At 60.7% G+C, this 16512-nt stretch carries 18 protein-coding genes; 9 read left to right on the top strand and 9 right to left on the bottom strand.

From position 1 onward, the window contains the following. Window positions 1–43: 43 nt before the first annotated feature. The 4 genes from ASE94_RS19265 to ASE94_RS19250 form a co-directional block, all read right to left on the bottom strand. Window positions 44–655 (bottom strand): hypothetical protein, encoded by a 612-nt coding sequence (locus ASE94_RS19265; protein WP_062631675.1) that lies wholly within the window; start codon window positions 653–655, stop codon window positions 44–46. Between the two features lie 55 nt (window positions 656–710). After that, on the bottom strand, window positions 711–1076 hold the full coding sequence (locus ASE94_RS19260) for a hypothetical protein (RefSeq protein WP_062631674.1): 366 nt from the start codon (window positions 1074–1076) through the stop codon (window positions 711–713). A gap of 67 nt (window positions 1077–1143) precedes the next feature. Continuing rightward, the gene (gene ltaE / locus ASE94_RS19255; protein ID WP_062631673.1) at window positions 1144–2163 is read right to left on the bottom strand and encodes a low-specificity L-threonine aldolase; all 1020 of its coding nucleotides are present in this window, start codon (window positions 2161–2163) and stop codon (window positions 1144–1146) included. A gap of 50 nt (window positions 2164–2213) precedes the next feature. Continuing rightward, on the bottom strand, window positions 2214–3191 hold the full coding sequence (locus ASE94_RS19250; protein WP_062631834.1) for a methyltransferase: 978 nt from the start codon (window positions 3189–3191) through the stop codon (window positions 2214–2216). A 487-nt stretch (window positions 3192–3678) separates the two neighbouring features. On the opposite strand from ASE94_RS19250, the gene ASE94_RS19245 reads away from it, so the two are divergent. Next, on the top strand, window positions 3679–3888 hold the full coding sequence (locus ASE94_RS19245; RefSeq protein ID WP_061910660.1) for a cold-shock protein: 210 nt from the start codon (window positions 3679–3681) through the stop codon (window positions 3886–3888). Between the two features lie 69 nt (window positions 3889–3957). Here the strand turns inward: ASE94_RS19245 and ASE94_RS19240 are convergent, their stop codons facing one another. Further along, window positions 3958–5106 (bottom strand): PQQ-dependent sugar dehydrogenase, encoded by a 1149-nt coding sequence (locus ASE94_RS19240; RefSeq protein ID WP_062631672.1) that lies wholly within the window; start codon window positions 5104–5106, stop codon window positions 3958–3960. A gap of 301 nt (window positions 5107–5407) precedes the next feature. On the opposite strand from ASE94_RS19240, the gene greA reads away from it, so the two are divergent. The 7 genes from greA to ASE94_RS19205 all read left to right on the top strand — a co-directional run bounded on the left by greA (window position 5408) and on the right by ASE94_RS19205 (window position 12780). Further along, window positions 5408–5881, top strand: coding sequence for a transcription elongation factor GreA (greA, locus tag ASE94_RS19235; RefSeq protein ID WP_062631671.1), 474 nt, complete (start codon window positions 5408–5410; stop codon window positions 5879–5881). A 157-nt stretch (window positions 5882–6038) separates the two neighbouring features. Continuing rightward, window positions 6039–6989, top strand: coding sequence for a thioredoxin-disulfide reductase (trxB, locus tag ASE94_RS19230; protein ID WP_062631670.1), 951 nt, complete (start codon window positions 6039–6041; stop codon window positions 6987–6989). Between the two features lie 111 nt (window positions 6990–7100). Next, complete coding sequence (locus tag ASE94_RS19225; protein ID WP_061910653.1) at window positions 7101–8000, top strand: LysR family transcriptional regulator; 900 nt, start codon at window positions 7101–7103, stop codon at window positions 7998–8000. Window positions 8001–8222: 222 nt separating this feature from the next. After that, window positions 8223–8831: a signal peptidase I gene (gene lepB / locus ASE94_RS19220; RefSeq protein WP_062631669.1), complete on the top strand. Its 609-nt coding sequence runs from the start codon at window positions 8223–8225 to the stop codon at window positions 8829–8831. Beyond that, the gene (locus tag ASE94_RS19215; RefSeq protein ID WP_062631668.1) at window positions 8828–9541 is read left to right on the top strand and encodes an HAD family hydrolase; all 714 of its coding nucleotides are present in this window, start codon (window positions 8828–8830) and stop codon (window positions 9539–9541) included. The genes lepB and ASE94_RS19215 overlap by 4 nt, the downstream gene beginning before the upstream one ends. A 33-nt stretch (window positions 9542–9574) precedes the next feature. Next, window positions 9575–10060 carry a hypothetical protein gene (locus ASE94_RS19210; protein ID WP_062631667.1) on the top strand — a complete coding sequence of 162 codons (486 nt, stop codon included), beginning with the start codon at window positions 9575–9577 and terminating at the stop codon, window positions 10058–10060. A 1583-nt stretch (window positions 10061–11643) separates the two neighbouring features. Beyond that, window positions 11644–12780 (top strand): hypothetical protein, encoded by a 1137-nt coding sequence (locus ASE94_RS19205; protein WP_062631666.1) that lies wholly within the window; start codon window positions 11644–11646, stop codon window positions 12778–12780. On the opposite strand, the gene ASE94_RS19200 is transcribed toward ASE94_RS19205, so the two are convergent. Both ASE94_RS19200 and ASE94_RS19195 read right to left on the bottom strand, forming a co-directional pair. Continuing rightward, the gene (locus ASE94_RS19200; protein ID WP_062631665.1) at window positions 12777–13286 is read right to left on the bottom strand and encodes a 2'-5' RNA ligase family protein; all 510 of its coding nucleotides are present in this window, start codon (window positions 13284–13286) and stop codon (window positions 12777–12779) included. The genes ASE94_RS19205 and ASE94_RS19200 overlap by 4 nt on opposite strands. A 2-nt stretch (window positions 13287–13288) precedes the next feature. Beyond that, entirely contained in the window at window positions 13289–14491 is a 1203-nt protein-coding gene (locus ASE94_RS19195; protein ID WP_062631664.1) for a pyridoxal phosphate-dependent aminotransferase, read from the bottom strand. A 183-nt stretch (window positions 14492–14674) separates the two neighbouring features. Here ASE94_RS19195 and ASE94_RS19190 point away from each other — a divergent pair, with 183 nt between their 5' ends. Then, the gene (locus ASE94_RS19190; RefSeq protein ID WP_062631663.1) at window positions 14675–14971 is read left to right on the top strand and encodes a hypothetical protein; all 297 of its coding nucleotides are present in this window, start codon (window positions 14675–14677) and stop codon (window positions 14969–14971) included. Window positions 14972–15062: 91 nt separating this feature from the next. On the opposite strand, the gene ASE94_RS19185 is transcribed toward ASE94_RS19190, so the two are convergent. Beyond that, complete coding sequence (locus ASE94_RS19185; RefSeq protein WP_156352229.1) at window positions 15063–15635, bottom strand: peptidase inhibitor family I36 protein; 573 nt, start codon at window positions 15633–15635, stop codon at window positions 15063–15065. A gap of 108 nt (window positions 15636–15743) precedes the next feature. Continuing rightward, window positions 15744–16415, bottom strand: coding sequence for an SH3 domain-containing protein (locus ASE94_RS19180; RefSeq protein WP_061910634.1), 672 nt, complete (start codon window positions 16413–16415; stop codon window positions 15744–15746). Between the last annotated feature and the right edge of the window lie 97 nt (window positions 16416–16512).

Below are 16512 nucleotides of genomic sequence, written 5' to 3'. Positions count from 1 at the left end.
GGGCTTAGCAAAGCTAGGCGGGGGTCCAACCTCGGACGCCGCGTTAATTCGCCGGACAATCTTCCGTCGTCGTCTGCGACGTCAGCTTCCCATTGACAACGCTGACGACGCTGGCCTCAATGCTCCGCTGCCCCACACTGGCATCGCAACTATCGATATAGACATCGGGCAGCGTCTGGATCACCTCGGGCGCGTCGCCGAGCTTGACCGCACTGAGCCCGATCGCCATCGTCCCCATATTGTAAAAGCTCCCCTCGCCCACGAGCTCATCGATCCCGTCCCCGTCGAGATCAACGGCCACCACGGGCCGCGAGAACGCCGCATCCTCGGGCAATGCCCAATCGGCCACCTGTTCGTCGCCAGCAAACACGACGAGACGCTGATCGAGCTTCGGGAAGGGATCAGTCGCAGCCGGCGATCCATTGCTCACGAGATAACCGATCTCGTCCGCCCCGGCCTTGGTGAAAGCCCCCTTCACCTCACCAAGCACCTCGACACCGCCCCCAATCTTTTTGGCAATCGGGCTCCATTGCGCCGTATCGGCAATATCGAGAGCATTGCCGTCATTATAGTCGATCACAACCTGGTCCTGTGCCAAGGCTGGCCCGGCCAACAGACCAGCCGCTACAATGATCGTCGTCGCACGAAACATCATTTTGCTACTCCCTATCTTTCGCTCAGCTTTGAGGACCCGCACGGCAAAACCAAGGCTAGCCTGGAAAACTGGTGGCGAGCACGATCAGCCAGCTCACGACGGCGCCAATCCATAAAATGAGAAGATAGGTCAGTCGCCGCGGCCAATCCCCGACGCCCCGCTGCTTGAGCGCATAGCCAACGGGACCCGCCAAAAGAAAGCCAAACGGCCAGATCAGCCCCACCGCGATCAGCACCGGCCAGACCCAGGGCCCGTTCCAGTCATCAAGCGGCGGATAAAACATCGAGACTACCGGAAACGCGACGCCATAAAGCGCCATGCCCAGCATGCCGAGGCTTGCAAAACCGCCGATCAAAAACAGCAAGAAGGCCAGCACCGACCATTTGATCGCGCCGATATAGCCAAGAACAGACCTGAGCATGGGCAGCTCCTCCGTGCTCCCCTAATGGCAGACCGCACCCACTGGTTGCCGCCAAACCCGTTTGCCATCAGGCGAAAAACCGATCCACCAGCGCCAAAGCGCCATCGATATCTTCATCGGTGACATCGAGATGCGTCACCCAACGCTGCTGTCCATAGCGCCCCGTAATGCCGACGCCATTCTCGCCAAGATAATGGCTAAGCCGATCGCCCAATTCGGGCTCCGCCTCCACCCAGAGAATATTGGTATCCGGCATCGTCAACTTCAGCGCCTTATGCCCTGCCAGCCCCTCGGCCAGCCGCTTTGCCCGGCGATGGTCTTCGGCCAAGCGCACCACATTGTTCTCGATCGCATAGAGCCCCGCCGCCGCCAGCATCCCTGCCTGCCGCATACCCCCGCCCAGCATTTTCCGGTGCCGCCGTGCCGTGTCGATCAGATCTTTGCGCCCAACGAGGACCGATCCAACCGGCGCCCCCAACCCTTTGGAAAGGCAGATGGAAACCGTATCGAACGGCGCCGAAAACTCGGCGATCCCCAAGCCCAACTGCGTCACGGCATTGAACGCCCGCGCGCCATCGAGATGCAGCCCCAACCCATGCTTACGCGCAATGCCGGCGACCTCGTCCATATAGTCGACGGTAAGCACACGGCCGCCGAAGGTGTTTTCTAGTGCGATAACGCGCGTGACCGCGAAGTGGCTATCGCCCGGCGCCTTGATCGCTGCCTCGATTTCCCTGGGGTTCATCGTGCCGTCGGCCCGGTGCGCAATCGGCTGCGGCTGGATCGAGCCCAGCACAGCCGCGCCGCCCGCCTCATATTTGTAGAGATGGGCATTCTGCCCAGCGATAAACTCCTCGCCACGCCCGCAATGGCTCATCAGGGCGAGAAGATTGGACATCGTCCCCGAAGGCACGAAAATAGCGGCCTCCTTGTTCAAGAGACCCGCCATTTTCTGTTCGAGCAGATTGACTGTCGGATCATCGCCAAAAACGTCGTCGCCTACTTCGGCCGCAGCCATGGCGGCGCGCATGCCCTGGCTTGGCCTTGTCACTGTGTCGGAACGAAAATCGTGGCGAATGCTATTCATGGGAGCCTCCAGTCGGACGCTCCCCTTGTGCCAAGGCGAGAGAGATTTGGCTAGGCGGCGACGTGGTCGCCGGCTTCGCCGTCATTGGCGGCGGTCAGTTCGATCATCGGCTTCTGCGCTACGACCAGGATGCCCGTAATCGGCGCTCCCCGGTCCATCCGCAAGACCGCGGTCTCAAAGCGAAGGATATCGAGTCCCGCCACCACCAGCGCATCGCGCGTCGCGGCAACGCCATGGGCATAGCGAAGGCTTGGGCGGAGGAAGAGCGCTTCCTCCCCATCATGCGCCTCGAGCGAAAAAGCGACGAGCCCGCCGGGCTTCAGCGCCGGCACCAAGGCCGACAACACCGGCTGCAGCGCGCCGCAATAGATGAAGACATCTGCCGCCGTCATCAGGTCAGCCTCGGCGCGCCGCGTATTCAGCGCGGCCACCAGCTCTGCCTTCTGCAGGCTGTCATAGATCCCCTTGCGCGCAGTTTCGGCAATCATCGCTGCAGAAATGTCGACGCCTTCGAGGAAATCGACCTTCTGCCGCAGCCGCTCGCCCATCAGGCCCGTGCCGCAGCCAAGGTCCACCGCCTTGGCAAAACGGGCGATCCCCAGACGCCCCATTTCCTCGACCACCATAGCGTCGAGAATTTCCGGCACCCGGTAGCCCAGCTTGCCGACCAGCGCATCTTCGAACTGCGGCGCATATTGGTCGAACAGCGCTTCGACATAGCTCGTCGCCGTGCCCTCACCAGCCGCACCTGCGTCATGAGCCGCGAGCTTCAGCCGCGCGCCGAACACACCTTCGTCATCGAGCGCTTCGAGCCGACGCCAGGCAGAAATCGCGCCCGAAACATCGCCGGTCTTCTCGCTATAGGTCCCGAGCAGGTCCCAGCCGGCTGCCCATTCCGGCGCCAGTTCCAGCGCCTGCCCCATCAGTTCGGCCGCTGCGGCGTAGTCGCCACCTTCGGCCAGCATGCGGGCATAGTCCGCCCGTCGGTCGGCAATGACATCGCCGGAGGAGTAAAACGCCTTGGTCAAGACGAGGAACTTTCGAGAAAACCGCCAACCTTGCGCGGCGCGCGGGGTGTGCCGGAAAAGCCGGGTCTTGGCAAGATAAATGCGCGCAACATCGTCGTGATTGCGTGCGTCGAGGCTTTCTATCGGCACGGCTCTAGGCTACAACACGCCCAGTTTGGGGAGCCCTCCTCAACCTCTCCAGGCGCGCCAGCCTCCCTGACGTCCTGGATTGCTCCGCTGAAACCGGAGCGTTGCGGCATTGATATCGATTGCAGCCTGGCAGAAATTCAATTCTGCTGGGCCATACTTGTTGGAAAAACCACATATTGTCGCAAGGTTTGTTTCACGCTAGGGTGAACGGATCGAATATTGCGGCCGACTGATTTAACGACGCGAATGCCATTCGCTAATGCTGACGTCACTTTCCGAACATTCGATATCGTCTAGATCCCGGTCGGGTGCATCGATTGGGGTCATATTGCAGCGACTGCACGAGGGAACGCGCATCATGGCAACGGGCACCGTTAAGTGGTTTAATGGCCAAAAAGGGTTTGGCTTCATCCAGCCGGATGAAGGTGGAGCGGACGTTTTCGTCCACATTTCCGCCGTCCAGCGTTCAGGCCTGAATGGCCTGGATGAAGGCCAGAAGATCACCTACGAAATCGTCAAGGACAAGCGGACGGGCAAGTCTGCCGCCGACAATCTAGTGGCCAGCTAAGCCAAGGTTCGTCCAATCGATGGAGCGCGTCCGCATGCGGGCGCGCTTTTGTTTTGGGTTGATGGAAGCCTATTGCCCGTCGGGCGCCACGCGGATCAGCCTGCCGTTTTCAGCGTCGGTCAGCAGATAAATCGCGCCATCTCCGGCCACACGCACATCACGGATGCGCCCGAGTTGTCCTTCGAACAGCCGCTCTTCGCCCACCACGGCATCGCCATCCATATCGAGCCGCACCAATACCTGCCCGCTTAAGCCGCCGAGTAGCAAGTCACCCTCCCAATCAGCCAAAAGCGTGCCTTCATAGAAGTCGAGGCCCGACGGGGAAATGGATGGATCCCAATAGTGGATCGGCTGCTCCAGCCCCTCCTTCTCGGTTCCCTCGCCGATGGACAGGCCCGAATAGTCGACACCATAGGTGATGATCGGCCAGCCGAAATTGTCGCCCGCCGTGGGCCTGTTGACCTCATCCCCGCCGCGCGCCCCGTGCTCCACGGTAAAGAGTGCACCGTCCGATGGCCTGATCGTCGCGCCCTGCGGATTACGATGTCCGATGCTCCAGAATTCTGGCGCCCACCCTTCTGGTTTCGGATTGTCCGCTGGCACCGACCCATCGGGTGCGATCCTCACCACGCCACCCGCGAGATCCTCAGCATCCTGCGCCCGGTCCATCGTTCCGCGGTCGCCAAGCGTAACGAAGAGGTTGCGGTCCTGCCCGATGGCGATACGCGAACCGAAATGCCGTGTCGAATTGTCAAAGTTGTTCATGCGGAAGATCACTGACTGATCCCCCAACCGCGCTGCGCCATCCTCCAAGACAAGATTCGCCGCTAACACAGCCGTCCCCGTTCCCCGCTGCAAACCCGCTGATTCTGCAGGCTCTGAGAAGGTCATGAACAGCCGGCCACTCGTCTCGAAGTCCGGCGCCAGAACGACATCCAGCAAGCCGCCCTGCCCGCGCGCCACGACTTCGGGCACTCCATCGACGGTGATCCGCCCACCGGCATCGTCGAGGACCAGCAACTGCCCGCTTCGCTCGGTCACGAGAAACCGCCTATCAGGCAGGAAGGCCAATCCCCATGGATGCTCCAAGCCATCGGCCACCACCGTCGCAGTGAGCGATCCGGCGCTACTGTCCACAGTCTGTGCCTGTGCGTTCGATGCGACCGAAAGCATCAGGGAGAGGGTAACAAGCGGCAGAACTGGCAGGGAATGTCGCATGAGGCATAGCCTTTCTGGTGTTTTGCGGAATGTGCCCTTGAACAGTGGCATAAAGCGAATATCTCACTACACACACTGGCTTGACCGCAACGCGTCGCGCGGGCAAGTTGGCCTCATCTCCCTCAAAACTTATCGTGAAGCTTTGGCCGAACGGCGTTTGGCGGGAGACATCATGCAGGGTCGCGATCGCACTGGTCGGACCCAACCTACAACCTGATCAAGGCGCGCGGTGGCGTTTCCATATGGAATCGTCAGGGCGCGCCGGATTCATTTGCCTGAAGCCCATTGGAGGCGAGACGATATGGATAAGGTCCCGATGACCGTCCAGGGACACAAGGCCCTGACTGCAGAGTTCGAGCACCGCACCAGCAACGAGCGCCGTCGCATCATCGACGCCATCGCTGAAGCCCGCGCTCACGGGGACCTTTCTGAAAACGCCGAATATTCGGCGGCCAAGGAACAGCAGAGCCTCAACGAGGGCCGCATCAAGGAGCTCGAAACGCTCCTCGCGCTCGCCGACATCATCGATGTCAGCAAGCTTTCGGGCTCGTCCGTCAAGTTCGGCGCGACCGTGACCTATGTCGATGAGGATACCGAAGAGGAAAAGACCTATCAGGTCGTGGGTGACCCTGAAGCCGATGCTTCTGGCGGCCGCATCTCCATTTCCTCGCCCATCGCCCGCGCAATGATCGGCAAATCCGAGGGCGATTCGTTCGAGGTTGCGGCGCCGGGCGGCTCGCGCAGCTATGAGATCGTCAAGATCAAGTACGTCTGACGCGGTTTTTGCGGGCTGAGGCCCAATATACTGTGTCTTTCCAGCACTTTCACGGGCCCCGAACGGGGCCCGTCGTCATAGTGCCTTGAAACCGAACCTCATCGGCTCTTAATTAGGCCCTGAGGGAGTTTTCCTTTTTTATTTGAGAGGCGTCGCGATGCACGCGAAAGTCATCATCATTGGCTCCGGTCCTGCCGGCTATACCGCCGCGATTTACGCTGCGCGCGCCATGCTCGAGCCGGTGATGATTCAGGGCCTTCAACCGGGCGGCCAGCTCACCATCACCACCGATGTCGAAAACTATCCCGGCTTCGCCGACGTCATCCAGGGCCCCTGGCTCATGGACCAGATGAAGGCACAAGCCGAGCATGTCGGCACCAAGATGGTCAACGACATCATCACCCATGTCGATTTCGACCGCCGCCCCTTCGTCCTCACCGGCGATAGCGGCGATACCTACACCGCCGACAGCATCATCATCTCCACCGGCGCCCAGGCCAAGTGGCTGGGCCTGCCGTCCGAGCAGAAGTTCCAGGGCTTTGGCGTCTCTGCCTGCGCCACCTGCGATGGCTTCTTCTATCGTGGCAAGCAGGTGCTCGTTGTCGGCGGCGGCAACACGGCTGTCGAAGAAGCCCTCTTCCTCACCAATTTCGCCGAGAAGGTGATCATGGTGCATCGCCGCGGCGAATTCCGCGCCGAACGCATCCTTCAGGAACGCCTCTTCAAGAACCCCAAGATCGAGGTGCGCTGGCACCACGAGATCGCCGAGGTCAACGGCACGCCCATGCCGCCATCGGTCAATGCGGTCACCCTCAAGGACAACGCCACCGGCCGCGTCTATGAGCAGCCCATCGACGGTGTCTTCGTCGCCATCGGTCACGCGCCTGCCACCGCCATCTTTGCCGGCAAGCTCGACATGAAGCCGGGCGGCTACCTGCAGGTCAAACCCGGCAGCACCGAAACCAACATTCCGGGCGTCTTTGCCGCCGGCGACGTGACAGACGATGTCTATCGTCAGGCCGTCACTGCCGCCGGCATGGGCTGCATGGCCGCGCTCGACGCGGAACGCTTCCTTGCCGAACACGAACTTGCCGAAGCGGCTGAGTAGGCTGCGTCAGTATGTTCTGTGAAAAAGACACGACCGTCATAATGAATGCCCGACTTTTGGCTAAGCCGGGTCTGCTGCAGCTCACCGGCTGACCGTTAACGAGAAAGCGTCATGAAAATGCTCGATTGGGACAAGCTTCGGATTTTCCACACGGCCGCCGAGTCGGGCAGTTTCACCCATGCCGCTGAAAAGCTTGGCATGAGCCAGTCGGCCGTTAGCCGGCAGATTTCAGCGCTCGAGGACGATCTCGGCCTCAAACTCTTCATTCGTCACGCGCGCGGCCTGGTGCTCACCGAAGTCGGCGAGCAGCTCTTCCGCACAGCCCACCGCATGCATTGGGAACTGCAGCAGGTGGAAACGCAGATGTCCGAAAGCCAGGACGAGCCCACCGGCCCCCTGATCGTCACCACGACAGTCGGCATCGGCTCCACCTGGCTCTCCTCGCGGCTCGATGAGTTTTTGAAACTCTATCCGCTGATCCAGCTCGAAATTCGCCTCAACGATTCCGAACTCGATCTCGCCATGCGCGAGGCCGACGTGGCCATCCGCCTCCACCGCCCCAATCAGTCGGAAATGATCCAGCGCAAGCTGTTCACGGTCCACAACTACTTCTACGCCAGCAATTCCTATATCGACGAACACGGCATGCCGCGCTCGCTCGACGATCTCGACAATCACCGCATCATCAGCTTCGGCGAGCCCGTCCCGTCCTATCTCGGCGACATCAACTTCCTCGAGCGCATGGGCCGTTCGGAATCGAGCCCGCGTCGTGCCTCGCTCAAGGTCAATGCCATCTACGGCATGATGCAGGCCTGCCGCGCCGGCATCGGCCTCGCCATGCTCCCGGCCTATGTGACCGAAAAGGAAGATGGCCTCGTCCAGGTCCTCCCGGAAGTCGAACTCCCGGCCTACGAAGCCTATTTCGTCTACCCACCCGCCCTCAAAAACTCCAAGCGCGTCGGCGTCTTCCGCGATTTTTTGGTCTCGAAGGCGAGAGAGTGGAGCTTCTAATCCTCCCAAGCGGCAATTCGCCCCTATGGAGCGATTTGAGATCAAAAGGGCATGATGGCTACTGGATCCGCGGTTATGACACAGGCACTTTACCCCCTTGACCGTCACCCCGGCGAAGGCCGGGGCCCATCCCGAGAGACGCAAGTGAACCTCGGGCCCCCGCCGCGAGCTCATCTCGGAAAACGGATCCCGACCACGTCGCGCTAAATTGGTGACCCAGCAATGCGCCACAGTCTTGCCCTGACGATCGCCCTCTGCACCCTCGCGACCCCGGCCCTCGCCGCGCCCTTCTATACCGTCCCCTCGTCCTCGATGATGCCCACCCTCGGCGAAGGCGACACCTTCCTTGCCATCCCCTACGCGGCCGATAAGCAACGCGGCGATATCATCGTCTTCTCCATGGGCACCGAAGTCCATGTCAGCCGCATCATCGGCGTTCCCGGCGACACGGTCACCGTCATCGGCGGTATTGTCTTTCTTGACCGGACACCCTTAGCGCAGACCCAACTCGCCACGCCCATCGAAGCCGGCTGCCCAGATCTCAGCCCTCCCGCGAAGAAATGCGCCTTTTATCGCGAAGCGCTCCCCGAAGGTTCCAGCCACGTCATCATCAGCACTGCGACCGACGCCCATTTCGACAACACGCAAGCGCAAAATGTCGGCGAAGGTCAGTACTTCGTCCTCAGCGATAACCGAGACAATGCCGTCGATAGCCGCTTCTTCGGCCCCATCGACGAGAGCGCCATTCTCGGCATTGTTCATAACCTGACCTTCAGCCCTCGGCCCGGCTCGCGGACCGACCGCCTCGAAGGCTTTCCAGACGCGAAATGAACCCACCCCGCATCACCACGATCGCCCTCGATGCCGACGACACGCTCTGGCAAAACGAGCAGTTCATCCGCCTCACCGAACAGCGCTTCATCGATCTTCTCAAGGATTATACCGACGCGCCTAATCTCAGTGAGCGCCTCCTCGCCTCGAGCGCCAAAAACCTGCAGTTCTATGGCTTCGGCATGAAGGGCTTTACGCTCTCGATGATCGAGACCGCGCTTGAAATCACCGAACACCGCGTCCCCGCTACGGTGATCGCCGAGCTCCTCGCCGCCGGACGCGAACTCCTGACCTACCCCATCGAAACCCTGCCCTATGTCGATGCCGCCTTGGCCGATCTGCAGCAGAACTACCGCCTGATCCTTGTGACCAAGGGCGATCTCTTCGATCAGGAGCGTAAGCTCGCCGCCTCTGGCCTCGCTGACTTTTTCTCCGCCATCGAAATCGTCGCCAACAAGGATGCGAAGACCTATGCGCGCATTTTCGATTCCCACACCGATGGCCCCGAACACACCGTCATGGTCGGCAATTCGCTCCGCTCCGATATTCTTCCCGCTCTCGAAGCTGGCGCTTTCGCCGTCTACGTTCCGCATGACCTGACCTGGTCCTATGAACACGCCAAAGAGCCGGCAGATGAAGCGCGCTACGCCCGCATTCCGCACCTTGGCGAGTTGCACGCCGCCATCGCCGCCTTCGAGCAAATGCGCTAGGTTTGGCGCCGCCACGCCAAGCGGAGTTCAATCATGCTGCGTCTTGTTCTCACCGCCATGGGCCTGTTGCTGACCACTGGAGCAGCCATGGCAACATCTCCCACGCCCGCTGACTTCGGCGAGGCTTTTTGCCGCGCGAGTCTTGATGGCGATATGTCGCCGATCGAAGACGCACTGTCTCCGACCTTGTCCGTCATCGTCGTCGACGCCTGGGCCAAGAGCGATGCACTGCAAGCAGCCGCGCCCGACGAAAAACCGCCCCTCGGCGATGGCCTCCCGTGGCGGAGTTGGCAGGACTATGCCGATGGCTGCGATGTGGGTGCAATCGAGAGCAATGCAGATACTGCAAAGGTCGAGATCAGCTACAGCTTTACCAGCGATTCCTCCGCCAACTATTCCGACCGTCTTAATCTCATAAAGACCGACAAGGGCTGGGTTCTGGACGATATCGAATACGACACCGGCGACACGCTGCGCACTTCGTTGGCAGCGTCCTTCGCCGATCAGCCCATAAAATAGGCTGCGTCAGCACGCCGCAGATTGAGGCTTTGCCGTTGATTCAAATGAGAAATTCGGCGTGACATGCGCATATCGCATGCCTGACATGTCAGTACCCTGGTTGGCGAATGGGCAAGGCGCTCATATATCGAGCACATCACAGCGCGGATGTTTCTCCTCCTCCCTTGCAACGCGCTGCGTTCCCTCCTTCGGGCTTCGGCCCGACCCTCTAAGGCTTCGCTCTCCCCTCGGGCGAAGCCTTTTTCTTTTCCCCCTTCTGATTTCATAACGTGGCGCTTGTGGCTTTTGCCGGATGCACGCGTTTGCAATTTTTTCAGCAGCCTTGCAAAAATGCATGGCTGACATGTCAGTCGCCGTATTGCCGACTAAGTCAGTAGAGTACATATAGGTCGTGTCGCTGAGACGCGCTCCGAACTCCTCCTCCCTCGGACCCCGTATCGCGACACCGAGCTAAGGGTCTTTTCCTCCTCCCTAGACCCAAGGCTCACGGCAGATGGCATATCCTCCTCCCTTGCCTCTGCCCCACTTTCGATTTGGCTTCGGCCCAGTCATCAGGCTCCAACTTCGGTTGGAGCCTCTTTTTTTGCCCAAATGCATTTAGACATGCCAGCCACCTCGCTGGCGCTAGCCTCCTCCTACCGTTCCCATCTCGAACTCAATTGTCACCCCGGCGAAAGCCGGGCCCATACTGAGATGTCACCCAGCACGAACACTCTCCGTACAGTCCGGGGCCAACTCCCCTTTGTCCCTTCCGGCACTCAACTCTTCCACCCACCGAACTTCCCTCGGGCTTGACCCGAGGGCCCACGCGGAAGCCACGAACATCAGTGCCTAGCGGAGTGCCCCTCGGGTCAAGCCCAAGGGAAGCACGGTGGGCGGAGTGCGCCGGAGGCGGAAACACCCGCTCAAGGAGCTAGCGGCCTTCGCCCGACCCCACCTCTTCCATCGCCTCCGTCACACCCCTTCCATACAAGCTGCTCAAATTTTGGACAGAATGTCGCTGTGCCTATTGCATAGCTGACATGTTGGAACCCGTATTGCTGACCAAACGGTCAAAATCTATATTCGGTCTTGTCGATGCGACGCCGCTCCTTATCCTCCTCCCAAGGACCCGCGACGCCCGACACCGGGTTGTAACCGTATCCTCCTCCCTCGGTTATGGCCCACCGGTTTGGTGCAAATCCTCCTCCCTTGCATCGGGCCAACACTTGCGATTTGGCTTCGGCCCTATCATCGGGCTCCAACTTCGGTTGGAGCCCCTTTTTTTGCTGTAGCGATTCTGCATGGCAGCTCTTCTTATTGAGCGTTTGTCGTCAAACCGACAAAGTCAGATAGTCGGTCTTGAAGGTGGTGTACGTGGTGTACCACCCCTCCAAGGTCAGCGGCTCTGCCGAAGACCCCTGGCCCCACCCATCCCCTCGGGTGGGGCCTCTTTATTTCTCCCCTCCCTCGATACAATTTGCTCAGCGCACCCGGCAAAACATGCCGTCTGGCCAATTCGTCTATTTCTACATCGTTGATTTCAAACGTAAATTAAACGGCACAAGGTTTGCTTAACCATTGGTAGCAAGGAGAACGCTGCCATGGTCGCCATCACCAATTCCTATTACACCGCCTATTCGACCGCGACATCGTCGGGCAGCGCCTCCGCCGCAACGACGGCAACCGCCAGCGCCAAAACACAGACGACGACCACGGCAACCGCCACATCATCCTCTGCCACCTCCATCACGCTGTCAGACGCGGCAAAAGCAGCCCTCTCCGAGCGCTCCTTCGCCGCAGTCCTCGCCGATGCGCGCACCAAGCTGACCGAATTGCTCGAAGCCGCCGGCCGTAAATCGCCGCTCCAAAACGGCGAATTGGCGCTGGATATGTCGAGCCTTGATTCTCGCGAGCTTTATGCGATGGCGAGCGACAAGAGTTTTGCAGCCGACCAGAACGAAGCCGCCAAGCTCGAAATGCAGCGTCGCATGGAAGCGGCCCTCGCCGGCCCGCTGTCCATTGCCAAGGTCACCGGCAATTACACAGGCCTCTACAATGCCGCGGCGACCTTCCTCGACGCTCTCGGTCCCGAGGAGAAGGCCAGTGCCGATTGGCAGGCCTCACGCGCTGCGGTTACCGAAGGCCTCAAGCAGCTCCAGACCGATTCCAAGACCTTGCCTGAAGCTGGCGGGAATGATCCCGTCGCAACCTATATCAAGTTGCTCGAAACCCGCGGCGCGCTCGACCAGTCCATGGCGAGCCTTGCGACCAACGCCCGCACCACCATCGACAAGCGCTATGCCGACGCCACCGCCGCAGGCAAAATCCCGACCTTCAAGCCCAACGGCACCGGCGCCTTTATCGATTTGTCCGATCTATCGAGCCGCACGCTCTCGTCCATCGTCCTCGACAAGGAAGGCCAGTTCTCGTCCCAGGAAGTTGCGGCCGCAAAGTCCGAACTGCGCACGAAATCGAGCGCCGTGCTCATGGCCGGCCTCAAATCTGCGTCCAAATCCTCTGACCCCACCGCTTTCAGCCAGAATGTCATCTCGGCATTCTCCTCGCTCAGCGCCGAGGAACGCCAGGCCGCCGGCTGGTCCGACAAGCTTTATGAGGCTGCAGTCGCCAACTATTCTTCATCCAACAAGCTCATGGAAATGTTCAACCAGTTGGGCGCCAGCAGCGGCAGTGCCAGCAAGTCCACGCCAGGCTTCAGCCTCGCGGGTCTCCTCGGCTAAACCCCGAGACGTTTGAGCGTCACGATTGGGCTGAAACCCACAAGCTCGATCGTGCGCACCTCGGCAGCCTGTTGTGTCGGCCACATCGTATGCGCCAGCTCAAGCGCCGCATCCGCATGCCCCGCCGTCTGCAAGGTCGCATGCGGCACCCAGGCGTGAGGCCGATAGTGCGGCGCAATGGCAGCATCCCCCACCAGCGACGCGGCCTTGGCCTGTAGCTCCCGCAGCCCCGCCCCCTCGACGCCAAGCCACACGACATCGGTGTCGATAAACCGCCCCGGCGGCCCCAGCGTGAGATTGAGCCGCGCATCTTGCGCCAGATCCGGCAACGCCCTATCAAGCTGCCCCGCCAGCCCCTCATCCTCGACCACGATCAGCGTCAGATGCGGCGGGTAGTGCAGATCGAGCATGCTCGAACTGATCCCCAGTTCCGCCATCCGATGCCAGATTTCCCGCACCGAGGCGGTGGCAACCGGATCGAACAGCAGCGTTACGGCAACCGCCACGCTCAGGAAATTCCCGCGCAGAACTGCTGGATGCGCTTGATCGCCTCTTCCAGTTCCGCATTGCTCGCCGCATAGCTCAGTCGGAAATGCCCCGGCAGGCCAAACGCCGTGCCATGCACCAGCGCCACCCCGGTTTCCTCGAGCAGCGCCATGACGAAATCCTCGTCAGTCTCAAGCTTGGCCCCACCGACCGTAGTCTTCCCCAACAGCCGCTTGCACGACGGGAACACGTAGAATGCGCCCTCGGGCGTCAGGCAGTCGAGCCCGGTATTGGCATTGAGCCCCTTGACCACCAGGTCGCGACGCTCCTGGAACACCCGGCGCCAATCCGCCAAAAAATCCTGCTGCCCGTCGAGCGCCGCCACCGCTGCCCATTGCGAAATCGAGGTCGGGTTCGACGTCGACTGCCCCTGCAGCTTCGTCATCGCCGCCAACAGCGGCCGTGGCCCCGTACAATAGCCGATGCGCCAGCCCGTCATGGCATGCGACTTCGACACGCCATTCATCGTCAGCGTCCGCTCCTGCAGCTTAGGCTCCACCTGAGCCAGCGTCGCAAAGCTGCCGCCATCGTAAACCAGCACTTCATAGATATCGTCGGTGAGAATATGCAGCTGCGGATGCCGCAAGAGCACATCCGCCAACCTGCGCAATTCCGCTGCCGAATAAGCGGCGCCCGTCGGGTTCGACGGCGTATTAAGCAGCAGCCACTTGGTCTGCGGCGTGATCGCCGCCTCCAGCGCTTCCGGCGACAGCTTGAACCCCGTTGAAGCATCAGCCATGGCAAACACCGGCTCCGCCCCGCAGAGCCGCACGATCTCGGGATAGCTCACCCAATAGGGCACGGGAATGACGACTTCATCACCTGGATTAAGCGTCGCCATCAGCGCGTTGAAAATGATCTGCTTGCCGCCCGAGGATACGAAGCAATCCGCCGCGGTCACATCGAGCCCATTGTCGCGCTTGAACTTGCGCGCCACTGCTTCCTTCAGTTCGATAATGCCGTCGACATTGGTGTAGCGCGTCTTGCCCTCGTCCATGGCCTTCTTGGCCGCGTCGCGCACATGCACTGGCGTGTCGAAATCCGGCTCTCCAGCGGAAAGCGCAATAATGTCCCGCCCTTCCTGCGCCAACACGCGGGCTTTCTGGGTAATCGCCATAGTCGCCGATGTGGCGACGCGTCCCAGTGCGTCGGAAAGAAAAGCCATGTCTGCCTCCGGTCAATGCCGGCATGAATAAGCAAAGCCGCCGCGTCCGGCAACTGCCCACCGTACGAGAAATCGCTGCCGCATTTCGGACAGAAAATGGTCAAGCCATCATGGCGATCCGTCACACTCGAACCCCATTTGCGTGGTTAGCTTCCGCATCTTCACTGATGAGACGCCTATCCCATGCAAACTACTCCGTCTCGCGGTCGTAAGAGCCTCAAGATCAAGGTCGCAATCGCATCAGGTTTTGCTGTTGCCCTCGGCCTCTCCGGCGCCCTCCTCGCCGGTGTTACGCCCGCCTTGGCGGCCGATCTTGCGGCTCAACCCGATGCGCAGGTTGCCGTCTTCATGGTCCCGCTGACCATTCTGGTTTTGACCATGATGTTCGAAGTCAGCCGTTATGTCTGGCGCAACCGCATTCCTGCTTCCGTGCCGCCCCGTCGGCGCGTCACCAATTGGTCAGCGCCCAAACAACGCTGATCAGTGCCTGCCGCGAGTTGCCCTCTGCGCGGCTTTTCTCCAAAGTCCTCAGGCCGGCTCAGCCGGCCTTTTTTTTGCGCAGACGGTCGCGTCAATAGACGCGAATCGAGGAGAGATTGCGCACGAGATATTGGTCCATGACCGGCTGGCTCTCGATGATCCGCTCGCAATAGGACTGAAAGCCACGATCCCGGCAGGCCGCAACCGACACGTCACCGGTGATCTCGACCGAGCTGAACCGGTTATCATGGCCATAGAGCTTGAGATCGGTGAAGACCTGCCCCGGCCCCGCACACAGCGATGCGCCCGAAAAATTCCGCCCCTCATAGAAGCAGACGCTGCCTGGCCCACCAGCAGGGTAATTGGGCTGAATTGAAAACAACGGGCCTTCCGGCGTCTTGCCGAAGCCGACAGCCTGACGGCTCGTCCAGCCGCGCTCCGGGCCGCTATCGACGAGGCACCAGTTCACCTGGCAGCGCAGCACGCGGATAGCGGTATTTTCAGCAATGCTGCCGGCTGGGCCATACGCCGCGCCAGGACCCTTGGAGAGGGAAAGGTCGACCAGCGCCCAGCCATGCGATCCGGTATCGGAAAAAGCGGAGGCAGGCGTAAAGCTCGCCAGACCCATCAACACAGCCAGTCCTAACCCAAGCAGTCGCTTCATCGATTCTGTCCACCAATACTGTTTGGCCGGACACTAGCCTATTCGCCTGTGCCCAGCCAATTCCCAATAGAAAAACGGCGCCCTGTGTTTAGGGCGCCGTTGGTTCATTTAGCGGATGCGGATCGAAGCGACGTAATCGTCATAGTCGTTCAGGCTCGATGCGCTCGTCGTATAGGTCCGGCAATTGCGATAGTTCGGCTCCGAGCAGACCTGAACCGAGTAACCGCCTTCGTTCTGGATCGAGGAGATACGGTCGGTCCATTCACGCAGGTCACGGATGTTGTCGCCCGGTGCGAGGCAGAAGCTTGGGCCGCGATAGCGCGAGCCATCGTAGAAGCAGACGTCATCGCTGACCGGCTGCGGGCGCGGCGGCTGCACGACGGGCGGGGTCACCGGAGGACGCGGCGGCTGCTGGTTGCCGACACCGATATTGACGTTCGGGCCGTTGGGGCCAAGGTTGAAGCCGAAAGAAATGCCCGGCTGCTGTGGGTTCACGGCGCCGCCATCAGCGCTGAGATAGCTGGCGGAAATCCAGCCATCCGGACCCGGCTTGGCGATATAGCACCAGGAGCCCTGGCACTGTTGCACGTCAACAGCCTGGCCGCGGCGCACGGTGTCGACCACGGCGTAATTGGTGCCGGGACCGGACCGCACATTGACATTGCTCGTCACGGTACCTGGGGCAGCCTGCGCGGCAGGCAGGAAAACGACAAGTGCTGTTGCACCCACTGCAACGGCAGTGGTCACATTGAGCAGCATTTTGCGGGTGTGGCGGTTCATGGTGAGTAGTCCCTGTGTGCCGCGTCCCGGGTGACGCAGTGCCCCGGTGCGGAATTGTTATGAGCTAGAAACGGAGTGGCCTGAAAAAGAGTTCCGG

The sequence above is a fragment of the Devosia sp. Leaf64 genome (assembly GCF_001421945.1).
Classification (GTDB): Bacteria; Pseudomonadota; Alphaproteobacteria; order Rhizobiales; family Devosiaceae; genus Devosia.
This window is presented reverse-complemented; position numbering and strand designations above follow the sequence as displayed.